The sequence below is a fragment of the Allosphingosinicella sp. genome (genome assembly GCF_059502505.1).
This window is the reverse complement of record NZ_JCACEU010000020.1, coordinates 1-20,341: the sequence shown is the minus strand read 5'-3', so window position 1 is coordinate 20,341 and position 20,341 is coordinate 1. Positions and strand designations below refer to the sequence as shown.

Here is a 20,341-nt window from a genome sequence, read left to right as displayed (position 1 = left end):
TGCAGCCCTTTAGCGCGCCCGCTGGGACTGGGGCTGCGACTGATAGGTCGAAGGCCGCTTCTGCGCCACCATCGGGAAGGTCTCGCCTCCGTGGTAGGTTACGGTTCCGCACATGAAGTCCCCCTTGGCCGAGAGCCTGCCGTCGAACAGGACGTCGCCTTCGGTCGATGCGACAGCCATGTGGATGTTGTTGCCGGTCAAGGTGACCTTGCGCAGGACGACGGGCGCGGTCCTCGCCGGCGCCAGCGATCCGCCATAGTCGGCGCCGACGAAGCCGATCGACATCAGGCCGAAACTGGGCGTTCCCCGGGGAACCATCAGGAAATCCCAGTGGCCGTGAAGGTTCGGAGCCTCGCCGCCCGCCGCAGCGGCTCCCGCGTCGCAGTTTAGGGCAACCGACTTTGCGGGCTGTGCGGCAAGTGCTGCAGGAGCCGCGAAGGCCGCTGCCAGGGCAAGCGTCATCAAGCATTTCATCTTCATTTCTCCATGTGTGACAAGCTTTGGGGACAGGGGAACGCCGCCAGCGTCCCAGCCAGCGGCTCGAGCGGGCACCCTCGATCACCTGGCGTAGGTGACGGCCACCCTTTGTTTCTTGCGGGCCGAGCGCAATGCTCCGCCGAGCATCCCAAAGCCGCCAAGCATCAACGCCCAAGTCGATGGCTCTGGAACGGCTGCCACCACACTAGTGTCGAAGGTCACGTCATCTAGGACGAAGTTGCCGGCGCCTCCGGTGATGCGAACTTCGTCAACGACCTCGTCACTCCCCCGAAGAAACTGCGGGACGGCGCCCGTGAATACGGAATTCTGACCGACCAGTTTGCCAGCCCGGTAGAATTCTGCAGTGACGCGACCCGTATCGCCCGAGAAGTATGCGCCCTTGAAGAGGACTGACGAGGCAAACTTGAGCGGTTGCGTGTAGACGAACCCTTCGACCATATCCCCACTGACATAGTTGAAGTATGCGGCCGTCGACCCTGAGGTGGGTGTGAACGGAGGCATAGCAGTATCGTAAGTCAGAAACTTGCCACCCCATTCGATCCCTTCATAACCATCCGGAACCAGGACTCCCGTTCCATCAAGATCCTCGAAGTCCACGACGACCATTGCAGCGCTTGCTGGGCTTGCGCATGCGAGGGCCAGGAATGCGGCCCCGATCGTGAACGCAATGTAACTGCGCATCTATTCTGCTCCTCTGCTTCCCGCTTGGGCTATCGGAATATGTCTTCGCTGAACTGGAATCCGCTCGAACGCCTGTGTTCAGTCGTCTGCAAATCCCCGCCGAGCGGCGATCCACATCCACCTGCCTTCGCCGCATGGACAATCCGGGATTTCGCCAATAGCTTCCGCTTTTTCGCCAGTGTGAGAAGGATGCAGTTCACGCAGCGCCAACGGCCTTCCCGAGGGGCATGGAGGCCATTCATGGCCGCGATACCGGTGGGCCTGCTCCTCGGCTTCCTGGGTCCCTTCGGTTCCTACCCGGGCTTCCCGACCGCGACCCGCTACGCATTCTGGCTAGGACTGACGGTCGTTGGTGTGATCGCCGCAGTCGCGGTGGAGGCCGTGCTGCCCCTCACCAGGCTTCGCGCCGGTGTGATCCGGATCGGAGCCGTCGCTCTGGTTTCCGCGCTGCCGATGACGTTCGTCGTGGCATGGACCGTGTCGCTGGTTCAGCCGGGCCGCTTCTACACGCCCCAGCAACTGACGGCCCTGTACTGGGGGGTTGCGGCCGTTCAACTGCTGGTGGTCTACGCGACGACGACCACCTCGCCCACGGGTAACCACGTGCAGGTAGCCGGCCGTGCGCCGGCTCCTCCGGTACCAGCGAACGAGGCCGCCTCTGCTGCCTTTCCGGCCGCGCTGCTCAGCAAACTGCCGCCCGGAATCGGCGGCGACATCATCGCTCTCGAGACCGAGGATCACTATCTTCGTGTTCATGCGGTCGGAGGGAGCCACCTGATCCTGATGCGGATGGCCGATGCGGTCGCCTTGCTCGATCCCCAGCTGGGCGTGCAGGTCCATCGCCGCTGGTGGGTCGCTGAGGCCGCGGTCGCAGGCATGCGGACGGAGGGGCAGAAGCTTTTCCTCTGCCTGAAGGACGACAGCCTGGTGCCGGTCGGCAGGACCTTCTCCGCAGCAGCCAGGGCAAGGTTTGCCCATGCCCCCAATGTCGCGCCACCTGGTCAGGCTTCAGCCGCTGGGAGAGGGCCCTCCGTCGGCGGCGCATAGCCACTGCGTGCGGCTAGGTCGCGGCTTGTCGTCGCCGCCCTTTGCCTCACCCGCCGCCGCTGCTATCGGGCGCGAAACTCCCGACATTGGCGTATCACGTGACCGACCTTAGCCGTATCCGTAATTTCTCGATTATTGCCCATATCGATCATGGGAAATCCACGCTTGCGGATCGGCTGATCCAGCGGACGGGGGGGCTGACCGAGCGCGAGATGACGCATGGGCAGATCCTCGACAATATGGAGATCGAGAAGGAGCGCGGGATCACGATCAAGGCGCAGACCGTGCGGCTCGATTACAAGGCGAAGGACGGCAACGCCTACGTCCTCAACCTGATGGATACGCCTGGGCATGTGGACTTTGCGTATGAGGTGAGCCGCTCTCTCGCCGCGTGCGAGGGGGCTTTGCTGGTGGTGGATGCGGCGCAGGGCGTCGAAGCTCAGACCCTGGCGAACGTGTATCAGAGCATCGAGCATGATCATGAGATCGTGCCGGTGATCAACAAGATCGACCTGCCGGCCGCGGAGCCGGACAAGGTGCGCAAGGAGATCGAGGACATCGTCGGCCTCCCCGCCGACGACGCGGTGCTGACCAGCGCCAAGTCCGGCATCGGCATCGACGAGGTGCTGGAAGCGATCGTCACCCGCATCCCCCCGCCGAAGGGCGACAGGGGCGCGCCGCTGAAGGCGATGCTGGTCGACTCCTGGTACGACCCCTATCTCGGCGTCGTCATCCTGATCCGCGTCATCGACGGCGCGATCCGCAAGGGCCAGAACGTCAAGTTCATGGCCGGCGGCACCCAGCACCTGGTCGACCGCGTCGGCGCCTTCCGCCCCAAGATCGAGCAGCTCGCCGAACTCGGCCCCGGCGAGGTCGGCTTCATCACCGCCCAGATCAAGGACATCTCCGAGACCCGCGTCGGCGACACCATCACCGACGTCCGCAAGCCCGCCGCGGAAGCGCTGCCCGGCTTCAAGGAAGTCCAGCCGGTCGTCTTCTGCGGCCTCTTCCCGGTCGACGCCAACGACTTCGAGAAGCTCCGCGAAAGCATCTCCAAGCTCCGCCTCAACGACGCCTCGTTCAGCTTCGAGATGGAGACCAGCGCGGCGCTGGGCTTCGGCTTCCGCTGCGGCTTCCTCGGCCTCCTCCACCTCGAGATCATCCAGGAGCGGCTGACCCGCGAATATGATCTCGACCTCATCACCACGGCGCCGTCGGTGGTCTACCGCATCCACCTCAGCCATTCGAAGGAGGAGGCGGCCAAGACGATCGAGCTCCACAACCCGGCCGACATGCCCGATCCCAACCGCATCGAGAGCATCGAGGAGCCGTGGATCGAGGCGACCATCTACGTCCCCGACGAATATCTCGGGCCGATCCTGAAGCTCTGCCAGGACCGCCGCGGCATCCAGAAGAATTTGACCTACGTCGCCGGCCGCGCCCAGCTCACCTACGAGCTGCCGCTCAACGAGGTGGTGTTCGACTTCTACGACCGGCTGAAGTCGATCAGCCGCGGCTATGCCAGCTTCGACTATCACCAGATCGGCCACCGCGAGGGCGACCTCGTCAAGATGAACATCCTGGTCAATAACGAGCCGGTCGACGCGCTCTCGATGATCGTCCACCGCGCCGCCGCGGAAGCGCGCGGCCGCCACATGTGCGAGCGCCTCAAGGACCTCATCCCCCGCCACCTCTTCAAGATCCCGATCCAGGCCGCGATCGGCGGCAAGGTCATCGCCCGGGAGACGATCGCGGCGCTGCGGAAGGACGTGACGGCGAAATGCTATGGCGGCGACATCTCGCGCAAGCGCAAGCTGCTGGACAAGCAGAAAGAGGGGAAGAAAAGAATGCGGGAATATGGCTCGGTGAGCATTCCGCAGGAGGCGTTTATCGCAGCGCTGCGGATGGGGGAGGAGTGACAGCAGAATTTCGTGCCACTCGTGAGTTGCTGAGCATGGACGAAGGAAGAATCAAAGCCGCGATCCTCGCGCAGGTGCGCCGGGCCGCTGGCCGGCGAGCCAAGCCAACTGTCGCGCCTGAGTTCCCCTTGCCCAAGAGCGGGGTTAGAGCGGACCTGGCCATATTGGCGGAAGACTTCATTGGCGTAGAGATCAAAAGTGCGAGCGATACGTTGCGGCGGCTCCGAGGTCAGCTCGATGCATACGCTACGTACTTCGATCGAGTGGTGCTCGTAGTCGCTGACAAGCACATCAGAGGTATAGATTCCGCTTGGCTGAAGGGCGCAGCGCTATGGCGGCTGACAGGCGCCGGGCAAATCGAGGAGGTCATTCCGGCGGGTACTGGGCCAGCCAAAGACCCCATGGTGCTACTTGACCTTCTGCCTCAGCAGGAAAGGCGACGCTTTTTTGGAACGCAAGCAGGCGCAAGTCCAGAGACACCGAGAGCCTATTTCGCTGAAGCATTCAGAGCTCGGTATGGACGGACAAGCGCGGCTTTCTGGGATCAAGTGAGAGGACGTGGGATCAGGGAGGAGGACCTCGCTAGCCTGAGTAGGTTTGCTGAACTGCGGACGCTTCACCGTAAGCATGCCGAAAATCGGGACGAATTTTGGCGCCGTTGGGCCGAAGCCAGCGTTGACCTGGAGGATTAGTCCTCCCACTCCTCGTCAGTATCGGCGGCTGAGGCGGGGTCGTCGTAGAAACTCTGCACCTGCAGATGAATATTTATCCTGGCAGCAGTCGATCGAGCCGGATTCGAGATGGCGGATGAGTCCCCGGCGGCAGTCCTCTCAATCATTTGTGTTCCCCAAACGCGCAGGTCCCCGTTCCATACCGCGTCGGCCATCAGGCGCCGCGCCTGCTCGCGGTAACCACGGAATCCCACTGAGTCTTCTGAGCGGTAGAACTTCCAGTCCCTTGGCATGGGATAGTCGATCCGGGGACTGGGAGTGCCGCCCCCACCCTGCTGTCTTTCAACCCTCGCGCTGCCGCGGTCACTATAGATCATCCGGTCAGTATCGACTGCCTGCATGACGGCATCAAAAAGCCGACGCTCATAGATTTGCTGTTCGGGCACATTCACAAAGTTATCAGGGAACGAAGAGGCTGAGACGCTGATGTATGCTTCCGGCGCCTCCGCCAAAATAGTGTCAATGATCCCCGCGGTTGCCGCTGCACGCTGCAGGTGATCCCGCGAAACCCGAAGATAATCCAGCACGAAGCAAACATCTTCGCCGCCATCGGTGGCATCAGAGACTCTGCTCGAGAGCGCACGAACGCCGCCGAAGCCGGGCTGCTCCACAATCACCACCATACCCCGCCCAAGCCCGTGGAAGCACTCAAACTGCCGGATCTCGTCCCGAACCGATCCGAGTTGCACTGCGGGGATAAAGTTGTCGTGATGCTCGATGAAATCGCACCAGCTTTCGTAGCCGGCATCGACCTCCCGCAGCTCATCCAGTGCGTCGTGAACCGGACGGCGAGACCTAATTGGCTCAGGGTACCCCATCCCTACAACGACAGGGCGACTGCCGTACGTGCGCTGCACTCTTTCAAGGGCACTCTCAAGATGATGTGCCGCTCCCCACGGCCGAAGGGATATGATCGGAAGCAATAGGTCCTTCGTTCGATTGGGAAGCTCCTCTAGGGCGCGCATCTCCGCTGGCCGTAAAGACAGCATTGGGAGGTAGGGCACGTCACTGAGCTCACGAAGGGCCATAGATTATCAGGTTACCTATAAATCGAGCCGAATCTTCATGGCAGATTCGGACACTCCAAACTGCTGAGAAAGTTCCATAATGGCTTCATCTCTCTCCCGACCGCGCTGCCGCCGATATGAATTCCACACGTTATCCTCAGGCATGAGAATGTCAGCTGCTAGCCTATTTGCTTCTGCCTCACGAGCATCCGAAAGAGCAGATCGATAAAGAACATCATCCCTAATCCCGCCACCGATGTGATCCCGGTGCAACAGGAAATGCGCGATCTCATGAGCGACCGTAAAACGCTGCCTTACAGGCGCATCATGCCGATTCACTCGAATTACAAATCCTCCTGCACCGTCTGGTCGTAACTCACCAGAAATTCCCGGGGCCAGAGTTGAAGCTTGTACTCTAATGCCAAGTGCCCGTGCTAATGGAGCAAGTTGGATAGGGAAGTCATTTTGATGTTCTCTAATAATCTGCTTTTGTTGTTCGGGCAGTCGCTGCCACTCACGGCTAGGCACCGGCGCCTCCCTCTTCATCAAGATCAGCGTCGAGCTCTCTGTCTCGAGCATTACCCAAAACGATCTCATCCACTCTATGACGTATTCTCTGCTCCATCTCCGGCGATGCGATCTCCTCGCGAATTAGGCGATCTACCTGCTGTCGCGCAGCACTCACGGATGCTTTGATAGATTCTTTCTTTAACTGAGAGAAACCCCAGAAGGCTAAGATTGCCAAGCCCGCACCAAACACGGCGACTATAACGGCCACTGCGGTTAAGAGGACGCCGGCGAATACCTCGAAACTCATTTTACCTCCGGTCAACTTGATCCCTGCTCCCTGAAGGAACAGGACGAAGGCTGCGGCTATGACTCCACCAAGCAGTGTCCAAATAACGCGCCCAAAGTGAGGTTCTTGGGGCGGCGGTGGTTCCGGTATTTTCGATCCGTAGTAGGCGCTCACCCTGCATCCTCACACCCGGCCACTGGAACAGACATGGAACGGAAATGGCGTCAGAGTCAATGCAAGCGAGCGAAGAGCCTTAATTGATACGCGCGGTACCCTGCCCCCCCACTGCTGTTTTACCGCGCCCGTGGCGGCTCATGCCCCTCCGTCGCTAGCATCATCGTCTTTGGCATGGGCTGATCGCCACTGAGCTAACAGTCTGTCCCGTGGCGCGAGGCGGTGATCGCAGACCATGATCAATGTTGAATTGCCTTGCCGCCACCTTGACACCTTCACGTCCAACCGCTTCAAATTATTAGATAGGCGGGGGCGCCTAAGGGGGCAGCGCAATGAACGATATTAGCATCCCGCCGCAGGAGGCGTTTCGGACACGATTGGGATCGGCGCTTGATCGAGCGGAGCGCTTTTACCTGAAGGCATTGCGAGCGGCTATCCTGATCATCGCGACGGGCCTCTTGCTCTATGCAGCATGGCTGGCGGCTTGGAGCCTGTGGAAAATTGCTCAATCACCAGCCTCGGTAGTTGAGCAGCAAGCGACAGTAGCGGCCGATGAACTGACCGATGCCGAAATGCCTGTCGCAAGACCGAGGGCCGGCAACGGAGCACCAAGACCGTTCGTCGACCCAATCCATCAACGCTACTACACCGACTTTGTGAACCGCTATTATGGGCTCTACCGGAAAGGGTTCGAGCCCTTCCGTCAGAAGGAAGACAAGCCTCTAAGCCGTGATCAATTCGATGACGCCTTTGTAAAATCTAACGAGCGTATTCAGGCAATCGCGAAGGGAGAGCTTTTTTTCCAAGCAGATAAAGCTGAACTCGACCGACTGCTCGCTGTCATGACTGAAGCGGCCGGCAAACCGCAAACTCAACAGCGGTTGCAGAAGTACAAGACTGCCAAAAAGGTGACCGTGGCGAGAAAGATTCAGCGGACACGCACCGAAGTGCGCGAGGGCTGGGACCCGGATGGATATACGTGCATCGGTTGGTACGAAAACGGTGGCTGCCCGACCATTCGGGCGGTGGAAGTGCCTTATACCGAAACAGTCCGGACCCAGGAATTCCCGGAGGATACCCAGACACATGCGCAGATTTTCCGCGCCTTCCAGGATCGGTACTTTTCGTTGATGAACGAGCGGCGGGAAAGATATGAGGCCGAGGCGGCGCGTAAGCGCGAAGAGATTAGCTTCGGCAACCTCATGGGCAAGACGACACTTTGGACGGCCTTGCAGATCGTTGGCGGCTTTCTGGTGCTAATGTTCTTTTTCCTGCTCATTGCGATTGAGCGTCACCAGAGGCGGCTCTCGGCCTAATCGCAGCGGCGCAGGGCGGCCTGCGCCGTCGGTCCTGTCGGCTGAAGCCGCAGGCCGTCCGCCTGGCCCCGTCTCTTCGCACTTGATCCGGCGGCGCTGCGCGCCGGCGGTCATGTGCTCGGCGGGCTCGGGCGCAAGGCTTCGACCTGGTCCCTGACCGCCTGTTCCCAATCTCTCTGCGCCTGCGCGGCTCGCGCCCGGGCATCGGCCAGCTTCGCCTGCCGCTGCTCCAGCTCAGGCCCACCCCACATGCCGCCGTGGAGAACCTCGCGATTGCCGAACGGGGCCGGGCGGTCGGGTTCGCCGGCTTCGGCCCAGACCTCGCGGCGCATCGCGTCGAGATTTTCGGTGACCTGAGTGGCGGCGATCCTCTTGCCGCTGTTGAAGGGCGGGTCCTCGCCGGAGCCGTTGCCGCCCTCGGCCCAGAAGAGCAGATGCTTGCCGCCGCCGCCCAGCTCCAGCAGCACCTCCATGTGGGTGAGCTGGCGAAGGTAGAAATCGGCGGCGATGACATTGCCTTCGAGCCGCGCCTTGCGCTCCTGGCCGATGCGCTTGCCGTAGAGCCAGGACAGGCGATCGATCCATTCGTCGTGGCGCTCGATCGTCTCGGCACGGATCTCCTCGGCGCGCTTCGCATCCTCGGCCTTGAGGTCGCCGCGCTTGGCATGGCCGTATTTGGCGGGCTTCCTGTGCTGGAGGAGGAACATGGTCAGGCGCTCGTTGAACACGCGGCGCTCGCCGACCTGCTTGCCGCCCTGGAAGATCGGCACGGCGACGCCGTGGATCGAGCGCTCCAGCGCAGCGCCGTCGACGATCTCGGCGCCGTGATCGAGGGCGGCGTCCCAGGCGGCGCGGAACTCGTCGGAGCCGGGCTGGCGGCGGAGATAATAAGCGCCTTCAGGCGTCATGTTGACGGCGGCGGCGGCCTGACTGACCGAGCCGGTCTCGGCAAGGGCGGCGATGAAGGCGCGCTGGCGCTTCGGGGTCCAGCCGTCGTGGCGCGGGCGGCGCGGGACGGGGGCGAAGTCGAGCAAAGGCTTCATGGCGGAGAAGGAGCCGAGGCCGGCGAGGCCTTCGGCGCGGCAGCGGTCGCAGAGGACGGGGGTGCGGTTCTTCATGATTCGCGGTGTGAACCAAGTTGGTTTGTGTAGGAAAGAGGGAATTTGCGGCGTGGGTGGTGCGGCGGCGCGGGGCGGCCCGCGCCGTCAGTCCTGTCGCTGCGCGCAGGCTGGCCGGCCTGGCCCGGCTCTTCGCACTTGATCCGGCGGCGCTTCGCGCCGGCGGTCATGTGCTCGGCGGGTCGGCTGGAACACCCGCCGCTTCGGCGGGTTAGCCTCCAGGCATGGTCTTCCCCATGCGGCGCTCGGGTTCTCGACAGGGGGGCCGAGCGTCCTTCGCTGCCTCAGGATGCTTCATGGACCAGCTCGCGTCGCGCCGGATATTCGTGGTCGAGGATTCGCCCGTCGTGGCCGAGATGCTGGAGGCGATGCTCGAGGACCTCGGCTGCGACGTGGTCGGGCCAATGGGCAACCTCGCGATCGCGCTGGAGATGGCCGCGGGCGAGAAGATCGACGCGGCCGTGATCGACCTCAACATACGGGGCGGCAAGGTGTTTCCGGTGGCGCGGACGCTCGCGGAGCGCGGCATCCCGTTCCTGGTCGTCAGCGGCTATGGCGACTTCAGCATGCCCGAGGAATGGCAGGACCGGCCGACGCTCACCAAGCCGTTCAGCCAGGACGCGCTGGAGGCGGCGCTGAAGGCGCTGCTGACGACGCCGGTCGCCTCCTGACCACCTTTCGCCCCGGCGCCCGCAACCGCCCGCGCCGTCCGCTCGTTGGCAAGGCCGGCATGAGGAGACGGAGATGGCCGAGGACCTGAAGGCAGGCGACAAGGTGAAGTGGAAGAGCCATGGCGGCGAGGCGCACGGCCATGTCGTCAAGAAGCTCACCTCCGATACGAAGATCAAGAGCCACCAGGTGCGGGCGTCCAAGGACGATCCGCAGTTCCTGGTGAAGTCCGACAGCGGCTCCGGCGAGGCGGCGCACAAGCCGTCGGCGCTCAGCAGGGAATGAGGAGAAGGCGATGAGCAGCAGCAAGCATCCGAACGCCGGCGAGCAGCCGGTCGAGCTTCAGGACGATCTGGAGCGGAACCCGGGGATCGGCTCGTCCAAGGGCCTGTTCGCCCGCGAAGGCGGCGAGGACACGGAGCTGATCGAAGGCGACAACACCTTCGAAGGCGACACCGACAATGACGCGGGCGTCGCCGGCGGGGTGAATATGGAAGAGGGGCGGACGAACAAGTAGGCGCAGCGGCGCGGGGGCGGCCCCGCGCCGTCGGTCCTCGCCAAAGCGAGACCGGCCGGCCTTTCGCATCTCTTGACCAAGGCGGAGCGTCGCTTCGCGTCGTCCGCCTTGCTCGCGGTGCTACAGGACGTACTTACTGAGGTCCGTGTTCCGCGCGATGCTGGCGAGTTGGGTGTCGACGTAGGCGGCGTCGACCAGCACCGTCGTGCCCTGGCGGTCCTCGGCTTCGAAGCTGACGTCCTCGAGCAATTTCTCCATCACCGTCTGGAGGCGGCGGGCGCCGATATTTTCGACCTGGCCGTTCACCTCGGCGGCGATGCGGGCGATGGCGCGGATGCCGTCGTCGGTGAAGTCGACCTCGACTCCCTCCGTAGCGATAAGGGCGCGATATTGCTCGGTGAGGCTGGCGCGGGTGTCCTGGAGGATGCGGACGAAATCCTCCTCGGTCAGCGCCTTCAGTTCGACGCGGATGGGGAGGCGACCCTGGAGCTCGGGGAGGAGGTCGGACGGCTTGGCGACGTGGAAGGCGCCGGAGGCGATGAAGAGGATGTGGTCGGTCTTCATCGGGCCGTATTTGGTGGCGACCGTGGTGCCCTCGATGAGCGGCAGGAGGTCGCGCTGGACGCCCTCGCGCGAAACGGAACCGCCGCGCACGTCGGAGACGGCGATCTTGTCGATCTCGTCTAGGAAGACGATGCCGTTCGCCTCCGCGTCGGCCAAAGCGGCGCGATTGACGTCGTCGGTGTCGAGGCGCTTGTCGGCCTCCTCCTCGACGAGCTTGGTCCAGGCGTCGGGGACCTTGAGCCGGCGGCGCTTCTGGGCCTGCTTGCCGAGCGCCTTGCCCATGATGTCGGAGAGATTGATCATGCCGACCTGGCCGCCCATGCCGGGGATCTCGAACGGGGTGGAGGGCTGGTCCGAGACGTCGACCTCGACCTCGCTGGTGTCGAGATGGCCGTCATGGAAGCGGCGCTTGAAGCTCTCGCGGGTCGCTTCGCTGGCGCCCTTGCCGGTGAGGGTGTCGAGCAGGCGGTCCATCGCAGCCTCCTCGGCGGCGTCCTTGACGGCGAGGCGGCGGCGCTCCTTCTCCAGGCGCACCGCTTCCTCGACGAGGTCGCGGGCGATCTGCTCGACGTCGCGGCCGACATAGCCGACCTCGGTGAACTTGGTGGCCTCGACCTTCACGAACGGCGCGTCGGCGAGCTTGGCCAGGCGGCGGCTGATCTCGGTCTTGCCGCAGCCGGTGGGGCCAATCATGAGGATGTTCTTGGGCGTGACCTCGTCGCGCAGGCCGTTCTCGAGGCGCTGCCGGCGCCAGCGGTTGCGCAGCGCCACCGCGACGGCGCGCTTGGCCTCGGTCTGGCCGACGATATGCGCGTCAAGGGCGGCAACCACCGCCTTGGGGGTGAGAGAGTCGTTCATGTCAGTGCTTTTGCCCGAAAGGTTCGCTTTGGCCCTAGATGGAGGCTGGCGGGGCGGGATCAAGCGGTGCAGCGGAAGCCTTCGAACAGCCGCTTGTGGCCGGCGAGGATGCGGGCGATGTCGTCTGGATCGGGCGTGGTCGACCATTCGCCCCGTTCAAACGTGCCGCCGAGGATGATGCCATCCGGCCGCGGGAACATATAGCCCTGGCCGGTGAAGGCGTAGCGCACCTCCGGCTGCGGGAGCAGCACCGCGAGCTGGCCCCGGACCGGCTCCAGCTCGGTATCGCCGAACAGGTCGCGGGCGCCGAGGCCGGTGCAGTTGAAGACGAGTTGCTCGGGCAGCTGGGTGATGTCCGCAGGCGTCGCGAAGCTGCGCGTCTGTATGCGGCCGCCGGCATTCTCGATGTCGCCGAGCAGCCGGCGGAGGAAGCGGCCGGTCTCGACATACATGGTGTCGTAGCTGGCGATCCGATCGACCGGGAACGGGTGCTGGTCGGCTGTGTAGACGCGGCCGGCGGGATGGTAGCGGTCGAGCGGATCGGACGGATCGGGGCCGTCGCCGTCATTATAGGTGGTGAGCCAGCGCACGCCGTATTCTTCGCCCACCATGAGCTGGAAGCGCCGCCAGCTATAGTCCATCGCGGCGGCGAACTGGCGGCGCCATTCCGGCGTTACCCGGCTGCGATCGAAATGACCGTAGGGCGAGATCTGCCCGCCGGCGATGTTGGACGTGGTGTCCGGCGGCAGCGCCTTGGCGTAAAGGGTGACGGGAAAGCCCGCCTCCTGCACCAGCCGCGCGGTGGTGAGGCCCATGATGCCCGCGCCGATCACCGCCACCGGCCCTTGATGGCCGGGCACCCCGAGATCGACCGCGAGGCGCGAGCTGCCCCAGCTGAGCGTGATGCCGGCGCCGCCGTGGCCGTAATTGTGGACCAGACGCTTGTCGCCGAGCGGCTCGGCGCGAACCACGAAGCCCGAAGCGCGGTAAGGGCGGAGCCCGGCGACGGTGCGGATGACACGGTTCTCGGCCACGCGGACCGGCGGCAGGCAGCCGGTCGGGGTGGCGACGCGCAAAGCCGGCGTCGTTGTTGCGCAACCCGGCAGGACCAGTGCACCTGCCGCGGCGGCGCCTGCGGACAGCAATTGGCGGCGGTCGACAAGAGGGCTTTGCACCCGGGATTTGTAGCGTTGGAACCGCCGCCGCGTCCACGGCTTGTGCCTTTGCACCCGCTCTTCCAGAAGCGGCCGGTGGAGAAGGAGACGCGATGCTCTCGCCGCAAGAGATATTGAAGGTGGTGCGCGAACGGGAGCCGGCCTGCGCCAAGGTCGGCGTCTTCGACATCGACGGCATCTTCCGCGGCAAATATATGGCCGCTGACAAGCTCGCCTCCGCACTGGAGAAGGGCTTCGGCTTCTGCGACGTGGTGCTGGGCTGGGATTCGAGCGACCAGCTGGTCGACAATCTGAGCTTCACCGGCTGGCACACCGCCTATCCCGACGCGGAGGCGCGGCTGCTTCCCGAGACGCTGCGGGAGATGCCGTTCGAGGGCGGCATGCCGCTGATCCTGGGCGAGTTCACCGGCCGCGCGGAAGCCATCGATCCGCGCGGTGTCCTGCGGCGGGTGCTGGACCGCGCGGCGGGCATGGGTTTCAAGCTCAAGGCGTCGGCCGAATTCGAGTTCTTCGTCTTCGAGGAGACGCCACATTCGGTGCGCGAGAAGGGCTATCGCGACCTGAAGCCGATCACGCCCGGCTATTTCGGCTATTCGATGCTCCGCTCCGGGGTGCATTCGGATTTCTACCAGGAGCTCTGGTCGGTCTGCGACCAGATGCGGATCGAGCTGGAGGGGCTGCATACCGAGACCGGCCCGGGCGTACTGGAAGCAGCGATCAAGGTCGACGATGCCCTCGAGGCGGCGGACAAGGGCGCGCTGTTCAAGACGATCACGAAGATCCTCGCCCAGCGGCGCGGGTGGATGGCGACCTTCATGGCCAAATGGTCGCGCGACTGGCCGGGTCAGTCGGGGCACCTGCATATGTCGCTGCTCGACAAGGAAACGGGGCAGCCGCTCTTCCACGAGGAAGGCAAGCCGCATGCGATGTCGGACCGGATGCGCTGGTTCGTCGGCGGGCAGCAGGCGCTGATGCCCGAATTGCTGGCGATGGTCTCGCCCACGGTCAACAGCTACACGCGGATGATCCCGGGCTATTGGGCGCCGACCTCGGCGACCTGGGGCTATGAGAACCGCACCTGCGCGCTGCGGGTGATCGGCGGATCGGCCAACTCGCAGCGCGTCGAGTATCGGATCGGCGCGGCCGACATAAACCCCTATGTGGCGCTTGCCGCGGCAATCGGATCGGGTCTCTGGGGGATCGAGCGGCAGATCGAGCCGGACGAGGCGATCGTCGGCAATGCATACGAGCAGGAACTTGGATCGGAGCGAACGCTTCCGTCCACGCTCTGGGATGCTGCCCAGCGCCTGAAAGCCTCGGAGCCGGCGCGGGCGCTGTTCGGAAGCGAGTTCGTCGAACATTATGCCGCCACCCGCGAATGGGAGGAGCGAGAGGCGCGCAAGGCGATCACCGACTGGCAACTCGCCCGCTATTTCGAGATCATCTGACCGGGAGCGACGGCTTGAGCGACCTCATCTGCATCTCGCCTGTCGATGGGCGGGAATATGCGCGGCGGGCGCCCACCCTGCCGGCCGAGGTCGACCGCGCCATCGAGCGGGCGCGGCAGGCGCAGCGGGAGTGGCGGCGGGTGCCGGTCGACGAGCGCTGCCGGATGGCGCTTCGCTTCGTCGGCGCGATGGAGAAGTTGAACTCTCAGATCGTGCCGGAGCTTGCCTGGCAGATGGGAAGGCCGGTCCGCTACGAGGGCGAGCTTCGATCGCTGGTGGAGCGGGTGCGCGGGATGGTCGCCATCGCGGAGGAGGCGCTGGCGCCGGTCGAGCCGGCACCGGGCGCTGGAACGCGGCGCTATGTGGCGCGGGTGCCCGCCGGCCTGGTGCTGGTGATCGCGCCCTGGAACTATCCGTTCCTGACCGCCGCGAATACGATCATCCCTGCGTTGATCGCGGGCAATGCCGTGCTCCTGAAACATGCTTCGCAGACCCTGCTCGCCGGCGAACGCTTCGCCGAGGCGCTGAAGAAAGCGGGGCTGCCGGACGGCCTGTTCGCCAACCTGTTCCTCAGCCATGAGGAGACGGCGCGCCTGCTCGGCTCGGGCCTTGTCGATCATGCGACCTTCACCGGCTCCGTCGAGGGCGGGCGATCGATTGAGCGGGCGGCGGCGGGCTCCTTCACCACGCTGACGCTGGAGCTCGGCGGGAAGGATGCGGCCTATGTGCGCGAGGACGCCGACCTGCCCGCCGCGGTCGAGAGCCTGGTCGACGGCAGCTTCTTCAACAGCGGCCAATCATGCTGCGGGATCGAACGCATCTATGTCCATGAGGCGGTGTGGCAGCCGTTTCTCGATGGCTTCGTCGAGGCGACGCATCGCTACCGGCTCGGCGATCCGCTCGATGCCGAGACCAGCCTCGGGCCGATGTCGAGTGCGCGGGCAGCGGGACAGGTGCGGCAGCAGGTGCGGGAAGCCGTGGACGCGGGCGCCGTGACCCATGTCGAACGCCAGCTTTTCCCGGCCGACAAGGCGGACAGCGCCTATCTGATGCCGCAGGTGCTGACCGGCGTGGATCACTCGATGACGGTGATGCGCGAGGAGACGTTCGGGCCGGTGGTGGGAATCATGCCGGTCGCCGGCGACGAAGAGGCGGTGCGGCTGATGAACGACAGCGCTTATGGCCTGACCGCCTCGATCTGGACCCGCGACCTGCCCGCCGCCGACCGGCTGGCGCCCGAGATCGAGGCCGGCACCGTGTTCATGAACCGCTGCGACTATCTGGACCCGTTGCTCGCCTGGACGGGCGTGAAGGATAGCGGCCGCGGCGCTTCGCTGGGCCGCTGGGGTTTCGAAAGCGTCACCCGACCCCGATCCTTCCACCTGAGGACCGCCTGATGGCCCTTCCCAACGCCAACTGGAATTATCCGACCGCGATCCGCTTCGGCGCCGGCCGCATCGCGGAACTGCCGCAGGCGTGCCGGGAGCTCGGCATCGAACGGCCGCTGCTGGTCACCGATCCGGGCTTGGCGGCGCTGCCGATGGTGGGGGAGGCGCTGGCGGGGCTGGAAGGCGCGGGCCTGTTCTCGGCCATCCATGCCAATCCGGTTGGAGCGGATGTGGAGGCGGGCCTGACTGCCTATGCGGATGGCGGCCATGACGGCGTGATCGCGTTCGGCGGCGGCAGCGCGCTCGATGCCGGCAAGACGATCGCCTTCATGTCCGGCCAGACGCGGCCGCTCTGGGATTTCGAGGACCGTGAGGACTGGTGGTCGCGCGCCGATCCCGCCGGCATCGCGCCTATCGTCGCCGTGCCGACCACGGCCGGCACGGGCTCGGAGGTGGGGCGAGCGGGCGTGATCCTCGACGAGGATGCCGGGCTCAAGAAGATCATCTTCCACCCGAAGATGCTGCCGGGCATCGTGATCATGGATCCGGAGCTGACGGTGGGGCTGCCGCCGCACGTCACCGCCGCGACCGGCATGGACGCGCTGTCCCACTGCATCGAGGCCTATTGCGCGCCCGGCTTCCACCCGATGGCCGACGGCATCGCGGCCGAGGGCGTGAAGCTGATCCGCGAGTGGCTGCCGCGGGCAGTGGAGGACGGAACCGACATCGATGCGCGCGGCCACATGCTGGTCGCCGCATCGATGGGTGCGACGGCGTTCCAGAAGGGGCTGGGCGGCATGCACGCTTTGTCCCACCCGATCGGAGCCATGCTCGGCAGCCATCACGGGCTCACCAATGCGGTGCTGATGCCGTACGTGCTGGCCTTCAATCGCCCGGCCGTGGAGGAGCGAATGGCAAGGCTGGCCGGGTTTATCGGGCTTGAAGATGCGTCGTTCGGCGGCTTCCTCGGCTGGGTGCTGGAGCTGCGGCGAAGCCTCGGCATTCCGCATGGGCTGACGGAGCTGAACGTCACCGCCGAAAGCCTCGAGCGGATCGCCGTTATGGCGGAGCAGGATCCGTCGGCGGGGGGGAATCCGCGGACGTTCGACGCGGCTGCCGCGCGTGAGGTTCTGGAAGCGGCGCTAGAAGGGCGGGTTGGCTAGAGCAGACCGTCTCCAATCATCGTTCGTTTCGAGCGAAGTCGGGAAACGCCTCTCACCACGCCGGCTTCCCGACTTCGCTCGAAGCAAACGGGTTTCTGGAGATTAGCTCGGCGCGGTGTCGGAGCTCGCCGCCTGCTCGATCTTTTCGACCGTGAGATTCCCGTTGGTGTAGACGCAGACGTCGGCGGCGATCTTCATGGCCTTGCGGGCGATCGTCTCGGCATCCTGCTCATAGTCGTTGAGGGCCATCGCGGCGGAGAGGGCGAAGTTGCCGCCGGAGCCGATCGCGGCGACGCCGTCCTGCGGCTCCAGCACGTCGCCATTACCGGTGAGGATGAGGGTGACATCCTTGTCGGCGACGATCATCATCGCCTCCAGGTTGCGGAGATATTTGTCGGTGCGCCAGTCCTTGGCGAGCTCGACCGCCGCCCGCATCAGGGCGCCGTGATGCTGTTCCAGCTTGCGCTCCAGCCGCTCGAACAGGGTGAAGGCGTCGGCGGTCGCGCCCGCGAAGCCGCCGATCACCGAGCCGTCGCCAAGTCGCCTGACCTTGCGCGCATTGGGCTTGATGACGGTCTGGCCAAGCGACACCTGGCCGTCGCCCGCCACCACCACCTGACCGTTCTTGCGGACCGACAGGATCGTCGTGCCGTGCCACTGTTCCATGATGTCTCCGCTCGTTTCCCTGATGGCCATGTGGGGAGGAAGCCAGGTGTTTGAAAGGATGCGACGAATTGCCTACCAAAAGAGTAGACATACTGCTCCGGCACCTATAAACGCTCAAATCCGCTGGAAGTCGTCGGATGTTCCGCCGGCACCTCGCCCAGCGAAAACAGTTACTCCACGTGGAGAAAAGCCAATGAAGAAGATTGCTCTCACCCTCGCCGCCGTTGCGTCGCTCGGTCTGACCGCCTGCGGCGGCAGCGAGACCACCGAGGCGAACACCGCCGAGGCGAACGCCACCGAGACCACAACCGAGGCGACCGCCGACGTCAACGCCGCCACCGCCGACGCCAATGCCATCGACGCCGCCGAGAACGCTCTCGACGCGGCCGGCAACGCGATCGAGAACGGCACCGAGGCGCTCGAGAACGTCGCCGAGAACACCACGAACGCCCAGTAAGCGTTCCAGGTTGAGATGGGGGTCGCGGGCCATGTGCTCGCGGCCCCTTTTCTTTGCCTGCCGTCCGTCTAGTCTTGGCCAAAGAGCTTGAAGGAGACGGACATGAGGGCATCCCTGATCGCGGGCGCGGCGGCGCTGGTGCTGCTCGCAGGCTGCGGCGGCGGCGAGGGCGAGGGCGGCGTCACCGCGGAGGAATCGAAGCAATTGAACGAGGCCGCGGAGATGCTGGACGCGTCACCTGACAGCCTGGCCGCGCCGGACGAGACCGGCCTCGGCAATGGCGAGGCAGGAAGCGGCGAGGCCGATGCGGCGGCCGAGGCGAATGTAACGGAGGGTGCGGCGGCGAACGCGCAGTGATCGTCGGCGCCGCGGGAAAAGCGGCTTCTGTTCAGCAGGTGAACGGCAGGTACATCATCGCGCCCTTGGGGCGCTGCCGGCATGTGATCTGAGAGACGAAGGCGAGCGGTACGCTCGGCTCGGGACCGGCGGCCGTGCCTTTGAAGGCCGCCGGGCCTTCGACTGCCGTGGGGCGAACACGGATCTCGAAGGCGCGGTGATCGCGCATCAAAAATTTGAGGGCCTCGTCCTCCCCGATCGGTGCATCGGGGCGCGCTTCCAGGATGAACTCGCCCGCTTCCGTTAGCTTGCCAGTCTCGACCTCGAACGATGGGACCTCGCCGTCGTAACGCCGCGCCGGCATCGATCCCATCGGGATATTGTTGATCGTGGCCGTGCAGGCGTAGGTTCCGGGCGGGGGCAGGTTCGGACAGGCGACGCCGTAGGCGAGCAAGCGATAGCGTCCGGGCGCGACCGAATAGACGGCGGGACGGCTGTCGACCGTGTTCATGCCGAGCAATGGCACGCCCTGCTTGCGCTCGAACTTCAGGATGTCGGCGGAGCGTGACGGGTCGCCGCCTTCGCGCAGGAACCAGAGGTGGACGGTGCCCTGCTGCTGGACCTGGCTCTGGACGGAGAGGCGCACCGCGCCGTGCTGCGGCTTGATCTGCCTGGGTGAGCTGATCGTCCGCGGTTCGATCGCGAGCGCAGGCGAGGCCGCGACGATGAGCGCTCCGAAAAGCGCGATGGCCTTGTGCATGATCATCCCCCCTATTCGGGGAGACTAACTGCTTCAGAGCAAAAGAAAAGGGCCGGAGGATTGCGCCTCCGGCCCTTTCTTTTCGGTCTGGTGCAGCGGCGCGGGGCGGCCCGCGCCGTCGGTCGGGTTCGGCGATCTTTAGAGATCGCCGGCCCGCCGGCCGGACTTCGACGAGTCCGCCGCTAAGTTGCGGTCGCAGGGCGACCGCTGCCTTAGCGCCGGCCGTCTTGTCAGAAATCCATGCCGCCCATGCCGCCCATGCCGCCGGGCATGCCGCCGGCAGCCGGCTTGTCCTCGGGCATCTCGCTCACCGCCGCTTCGGTGGTGATGAGTAGGCCCGCGACCGACGCGGCGTCCTGGAGGGCGGTGCGGACGACCTTGGTCGGGTCGATCACGCCGGCCTGGACCAGGTTCTCATAGACCTCGGTCTGGGCGTTGAAGCCCAGCGTCTGGTCGGAGCCGTCGATCAGCTTGCCGGCGACGACGGCGCCGTCATGGCCCGCATTCTCGGCGATCTGGCGGATCGGCGACTGCAGCGCACGGCGGACGATGTCGATGCCGCGGGTCTGGTCGTCATTGACGCCCTTCATGCCCTCGAGCGCCTTGGTGGCGTAGAGGAGAGCGGTGCCGCCGCCGGGGACGATGCCCTCTTCGACCGCAGCGCGGGTCGCGTGGAGCGCGTCGTCGACGCGGTCCTTGCGCTCCTTGACCTCGATCTCGGACGAGCCGCCGACCTTGATCACGGCAACGCCGCCGGCGAGCTTGGCGAGACGCTCCTGGAGCTTCTCGCGGTCATAGTCGCTGGTGGTGTTCTCGATCTGCTGGCGGATCGCTTCGACGCGGCCCTTGATGTTCTCGGCCTGGCCGGCGCCGTCGACGATGGTGGTGTTGTCCTTGTCGATGGTGACGCGCTTGGCCTGGCCGAGCATGTTGACCGTGACGTTCTCGAGCTTGATGCCGAGATCCTCGCTGATCATCTCACCATTGGTCAGGATCGCGATGTCCTCGAGCATCGCCTTGCGGCGATCGCCGAAGCCCGGCGCCTTGACGGCC

The 20,341-nt window shown here is 64.9% G+C and carries 23 protein-coding genes; 12 read left to right on the top strand and 11 right to left on the bottom strand.

What is annotated here, in order from left to right:
• Positions 1 to 9: 9 nt before the first annotated feature.
• Both AC5JBD_RS15820 and AC5JBD_RS15815 read right to left on the bottom strand, forming a co-directional pair.
• A complete protein-coding gene (locus AC5JBD_RS15820) occupies positions 10 to 474 on the bottom strand; it encodes a hypothetical protein (RefSeq protein ID WP_495722787.1) in 465 nt (154 codons plus the stop codon).
• A gap of 84 nt (positions 475 to 558) precedes the next feature.
• Entirely contained in the window at positions 559 to 1,179 is a 621-nt protein-coding gene (locus tag AC5JBD_RS15815) for a PEPxxWA-CTERM sorting domain-containing protein (RefSeq protein WP_495722786.1), read from the bottom strand.
• Positions 1,180 to 1,419: 240 nt separating this feature from the next.
• On the opposite strand from AC5JBD_RS15815, the gene AC5JBD_RS15810 reads away from it, so the two are divergent.
• The 3 genes from AC5JBD_RS15810 (at position 1,420) to AC5JBD_RS15800 (ending at position 4,837) form a co-directional block, all read left to right on the top strand.
• Positions 1,420 to 2,226: a LytTR family DNA-binding domain-containing protein gene (locus AC5JBD_RS15810; protein ID WP_495722785.1), complete on the top strand. Its 807-nt coding sequence runs from the start codon at positions 1,420 to 1,422 to the stop codon at positions 2,224 to 2,226.
• A 98-nt stretch (positions 2,227 to 2,324) separates the two neighbouring features.
• Positions 2,325 to 4,145: a translation elongation factor 4 gene (gene lepA, locus AC5JBD_RS15805; protein ID WP_495722784.1), complete on the top strand. Its 1,821-nt coding sequence runs from the start codon at positions 2,325 to 2,327 to the stop codon at positions 4,143 to 4,145.
• 35 nt (positions 4,146 to 4,180) lie between these two features.
• Positions 4,181 to 4,837, top strand: coding sequence for a sce7726 family protein (locus AC5JBD_RS15800; protein ID WP_495723001.1), 657 nt, complete (start codon positions 4,181 to 4,183; stop codon positions 4,835 to 4,837).
• Here AC5JBD_RS15800 and AC5JBD_RS15795 read toward each other — a convergent pair.
• From AC5JBD_RS15795 to AC5JBD_RS15785, 3 genes are read right to left on the bottom strand one after another with little or no spacing between them, the layout of a single operon-like run.
• Positions 4,834 to 5,865 carry a beta family protein gene (locus tag AC5JBD_RS15795; RefSeq protein ID WP_495722783.1) on the bottom strand — a complete coding sequence of 344 codons (1,032 nt, stop codon included), beginning with the start codon at positions 5,863 to 5,865 and terminating at the stop codon, positions 4,834 to 4,836. The two genes, AC5JBD_RS15800 and AC5JBD_RS15795, sit on opposite strands and share 4 nt — an antisense overlap.
• 54 nt (positions 5,866 to 5,919) lie before the next feature.
• Positions 5,920 to 6,411: an ImmA/IrrE family metallo-endopeptidase gene (locus AC5JBD_RS15790; RefSeq protein WP_495722782.1), complete on the bottom strand. Its 492-nt coding sequence runs from the start codon at positions 6,409 to 6,411 to the stop codon at positions 5,920 to 5,922.
• Complete coding sequence (locus tag AC5JBD_RS15785; protein WP_495722781.1) at positions 6,404 to 6,853, bottom strand: hypothetical protein; 450 nt, start codon at positions 6,851 to 6,853, stop codon at positions 6,404 to 6,406. Before AC5JBD_RS15785 ends, AC5JBD_RS15790 begins: the two co-directional genes overlap by 8 nt.
• A 332-nt stretch (positions 6,854 to 7,185) precedes the next feature.
• Here AC5JBD_RS15785 and AC5JBD_RS15780 point away from each other — a divergent pair, with 332 nt between their 5' ends.
• Positions 7,186 to 8,169 carry a hypothetical protein gene (locus AC5JBD_RS15780; protein WP_495722780.1) on the top strand — a complete coding sequence of 328 codons (984 nt, stop codon included), beginning with the start codon at positions 7,186 to 7,188 and terminating at the stop codon, positions 8,167 to 8,169.
• Between the two features lie 110 nt (positions 8,170 to 8,279).
• Here AC5JBD_RS15780 and AC5JBD_RS15775 read toward each other — a convergent pair whose 3' ends face one another.
• The gene (locus AC5JBD_RS15775; protein WP_495722779.1) at positions 8,280 to 9,287 is read right to left on the bottom strand and encodes a hypothetical protein; all 1,008 of its coding nucleotides are present in this window, start codon (positions 9,285 to 9,287) and stop codon (positions 8,280 to 8,282) included.
• Positions 9,288 to 9,583: 296 nt separating this feature from the next.
• On the opposite strand from AC5JBD_RS15775, the gene AC5JBD_RS15770 reads away from it, so the two are divergent.
• The 3 genes from AC5JBD_RS15770 (at position 9,584) to AC5JBD_RS15760 (ending at position 10,473) form a co-directional block, all read left to right on the top strand.
• Positions 9,584 to 9,958 (top strand): response regulator, encoded by a 375-nt coding sequence (locus tag AC5JBD_RS15770; RefSeq protein ID WP_495722778.1) that lies wholly within the window; start codon positions 9,584 to 9,586, stop codon positions 9,956 to 9,958.
• A 73-nt stretch (positions 9,959 to 10,031) separates the two neighbouring features.
• Entirely contained in the window at positions 10,032 to 10,241 is a 210-nt protein-coding gene (locus tag AC5JBD_RS15765) for a hypervirulence associated TUDOR domain-containing protein (RefSeq protein WP_495722777.1), read from the top strand.
• Positions 10,242 to 10,251: 10 nt separating this feature from the next.
• Positions 10,252 to 10,473 (top strand): hypothetical protein, encoded by a 222-nt coding sequence (locus tag AC5JBD_RS15760; RefSeq protein WP_495722776.1) that lies wholly within the window; start codon positions 10,252 to 10,254, stop codon positions 10,471 to 10,473.
• Positions 10,474 to 10,593: 120 nt separating this feature from the next.
• Here the strand turns inward: AC5JBD_RS15760 and hslU are convergent, their stop codons facing one another.
• Together hslU and AC5JBD_RS15750 are read right to left on the bottom strand one after the other, a co-directional pair.
• Complete coding sequence (gene hslU, locus AC5JBD_RS15755) at positions 10,594 to 11,895, bottom strand: ATP-dependent protease ATPase subunit HslU (protein ID WP_495722775.1); 1,302 nt, start codon at positions 11,893 to 11,895, stop codon at positions 10,594 to 10,596.
• A gap of 59 nt (positions 11,896 to 11,954) precedes the next feature.
• Positions 11,955 to 13,070, bottom strand: coding sequence for an FAD-dependent oxidoreductase (locus tag AC5JBD_RS15750; protein WP_495722774.1), 1,116 nt, complete (start codon positions 13,068 to 13,070; stop codon positions 11,955 to 11,957).
• A gap of 92 nt (positions 13,071 to 13,162) precedes the next feature.
• On the opposite strand from AC5JBD_RS15750, the gene AC5JBD_RS15745 reads away from it, so the two are divergent.
• Genes AC5JBD_RS15745 through AC5JBD_RS15735 form a run of 3 tightly spaced genes read left to right on the top strand, consistent with a single transcriptional unit; the run spans position 13,163 to position 17,069 of the window.
• Positions 13,163 to 14,518: a glutamine synthetase family protein gene (locus AC5JBD_RS15745; protein ID WP_495722773.1), complete on the top strand. Its 1,356-nt coding sequence runs from the start codon at positions 13,163 to 13,165 to the stop codon at positions 14,516 to 14,518.
• A 14-nt stretch (positions 14,519 to 14,532) separates the two neighbouring features.
• A complete protein-coding gene (locus AC5JBD_RS15740) occupies positions 14,533 to 15,915 on the top strand; it encodes an aldehyde dehydrogenase family protein (protein ID WP_495722772.1) in 1,383 nt (460 codons plus the stop codon).
• A complete protein-coding gene (locus AC5JBD_RS15735) occupies positions 15,915 to 17,069 on the top strand; it encodes an iron-containing alcohol dehydrogenase (protein ID WP_495722771.1) in 1,155 nt (384 codons plus the stop codon). The genes AC5JBD_RS15740 and AC5JBD_RS15735 overlap by 1 nt, the downstream gene beginning before the upstream one ends.
• Before the next feature lie 102 nt (positions 17,070 to 17,171).
• Here AC5JBD_RS15735 and hslV read toward each other — a convergent pair whose 3' ends face one another.
• Positions 17,172 to 17,735, bottom strand: a complete 564-nt coding sequence (gene hslV, locus AC5JBD_RS15730; RefSeq protein WP_495722770.1) for an ATP-dependent protease subunit HslV — start codon at positions 17,733 to 17,735, stop codon at positions 17,172 to 17,174.
• 193 nt (positions 17,736 to 17,928) lie between these two features.
• On the opposite strand from hslV, the gene AC5JBD_RS15725 reads away from it, so the two are divergent.
• The gene (locus AC5JBD_RS15725; RefSeq protein WP_495722769.1) at positions 17,929 to 18,192 is read left to right on the top strand and encodes a hypothetical protein; all 264 of its coding nucleotides are present in this window, start codon (positions 17,929 to 17,931) and stop codon (positions 18,190 to 18,192) included.
• Between the two features lie 102 nt (positions 18,193 to 18,294).
• Positions 18,295 to 18,549: a hypothetical protein gene (locus AC5JBD_RS15720; RefSeq protein WP_495722768.1), complete on the top strand. Its 255-nt coding sequence runs from the start codon at positions 18,295 to 18,297 to the stop codon at positions 18,547 to 18,549.
• Positions 18,550 to 18,580: 31 nt separating this feature from the next.
• Here the strand turns inward: AC5JBD_RS15720 and AC5JBD_RS15715 are convergent, their stop codons facing one another.
• Both AC5JBD_RS15715 and groEL read right to left on the bottom strand, forming a co-directional pair.
• The gene (locus tag AC5JBD_RS15715; protein ID WP_495722767.1) at positions 18,581 to 19,294 is read right to left on the bottom strand and encodes a hypothetical protein; all 714 of its coding nucleotides are present in this window, start codon (positions 19,292 to 19,294) and stop codon (positions 18,581 to 18,583) included.
• A gap of 224 nt (positions 19,295 to 19,518) precedes the next feature.
• Positions 19,519 to 20,341, bottom strand: an 823-nt coding sequence (groEL, locus tag AC5JBD_RS15710; RefSeq protein ID WP_495722766.1) for a chaperonin GroEL, incomplete at its 5' end; no start/stop codon positions are given.

Excerpts from the sequence above, each read along its gene's own strand:
- AC5JBD_RS15770 (WP_495722778.1), top strand. The coding sequence starts at position 9,584 with ATGGACCAGCTCGCGTCGCGCCGGATATTCGTGGTCGAGGATTCGCCC.
- AC5JBD_RS15765 (WP_495722777.1), top strand. The coding sequence starts at position 10,032 with ATGGCCGAGGACCTGAAGGCAGGCGACAAGGTGAAGTGGAAGAGCCAT.
- AC5JBD_RS15760 (WP_495722776.1), top strand. The coding sequence starts at position 10,252 with ATGAGCAGCAGCAAGCATCCGAACGCCGGCGAGCAGCCGGTCGAGCTT.
- hslV (WP_495722770.1), bottom strand. The coding sequence starts at position 17,735 with ATGGAACAGTGGCACGGCACGACGATCCTGTCGGTCCGCAAGAACGGT.
- AC5JBD_RS15775 (WP_495722779.1), bottom strand. The coding sequence starts at position 9,287 with ATGAAGAACCGCACCCCCGTCCTCTGCGACCGCTGCCGCGCCGAAGGC.
- AC5JBD_RS15820 (WP_495722787.1), bottom strand. The coding sequence starts at position 474 with ATGAAATGCTTGATGACGCTTGCCCTGGCAGCGGCCTTCGCGGCTCCT.
- AC5JBD_RS15810 (WP_495722785.1), top strand. The coding sequence starts at position 1,420 with ATGGCCGCGATACCGGTGGGCCTGCTCCTCGGCTTCCTGGGTCCCTTC.
- AC5JBD_RS15735 (WP_495722771.1), top strand. The coding sequence starts at position 15,915 with ATGGCCCTTCCCAACGCCAACTGGAATTATCCGACCGCGATCCGCTTC.
- AC5JBD_RS15800 (WP_495723001.1), top strand. The coding sequence starts at position 4,181 with ATGGACGAAGGAAGAATCAAAGCCGCGATCCTCGCGCAGGTGCGCCGG.
- AC5JBD_RS15815 (WP_495722786.1), bottom strand. The coding sequence starts at position 1,179 with ATGCGCAGTTACATTGCGTTCACGATCGGGGCCGCATTCCTGGCCCTC.
- AC5JBD_RS15745 (WP_495722773.1), top strand. The coding sequence starts at position 13,163 with ATGCTCTCGCCGCAAGAGATATTGAAGGTGGTGCGCGAACGGGAGCCG.
- AC5JBD_RS15725 (WP_495722769.1), top strand. The coding sequence starts at position 17,929 with ATGAAGAAGATTGCTCTCACCCTCGCCGCCGTTGCGTCGCTCGGTCTG.
- AC5JBD_RS15795 (WP_495722783.1), bottom strand. The coding sequence starts at position 5,865 with ATGCTGTCTTTACGGCCAGCGGAGATGCGCGCCCTAGAGGAGCTTCCC.
- AC5JBD_RS15715 (WP_495722767.1), bottom strand. The coding sequence starts at position 19,294 with ATGATCATGCACAAGGCCATCGCGCTTTTCGGAGCGCTCATCGTCGCG.
- AC5JBD_RS15720 (WP_495722768.1), top strand. The coding sequence starts at position 18,295 with ATGAGGGCATCCCTGATCGCGGGCGCGGCGGCGCTGGTGCTGCTCGCA.
- AC5JBD_RS15780 (WP_495722780.1), top strand. The coding sequence starts at position 7,186 with ATGAACGATATTAGCATCCCGCCGCAGGAGGCGTTTCGGACACGATTG.
- hslU (WP_495722775.1), bottom strand. The coding sequence starts at position 11,895 with ATGAACGACTCTCTCACCCCCAAGGCGGTGGTTGCCGCCCTTGACGCG.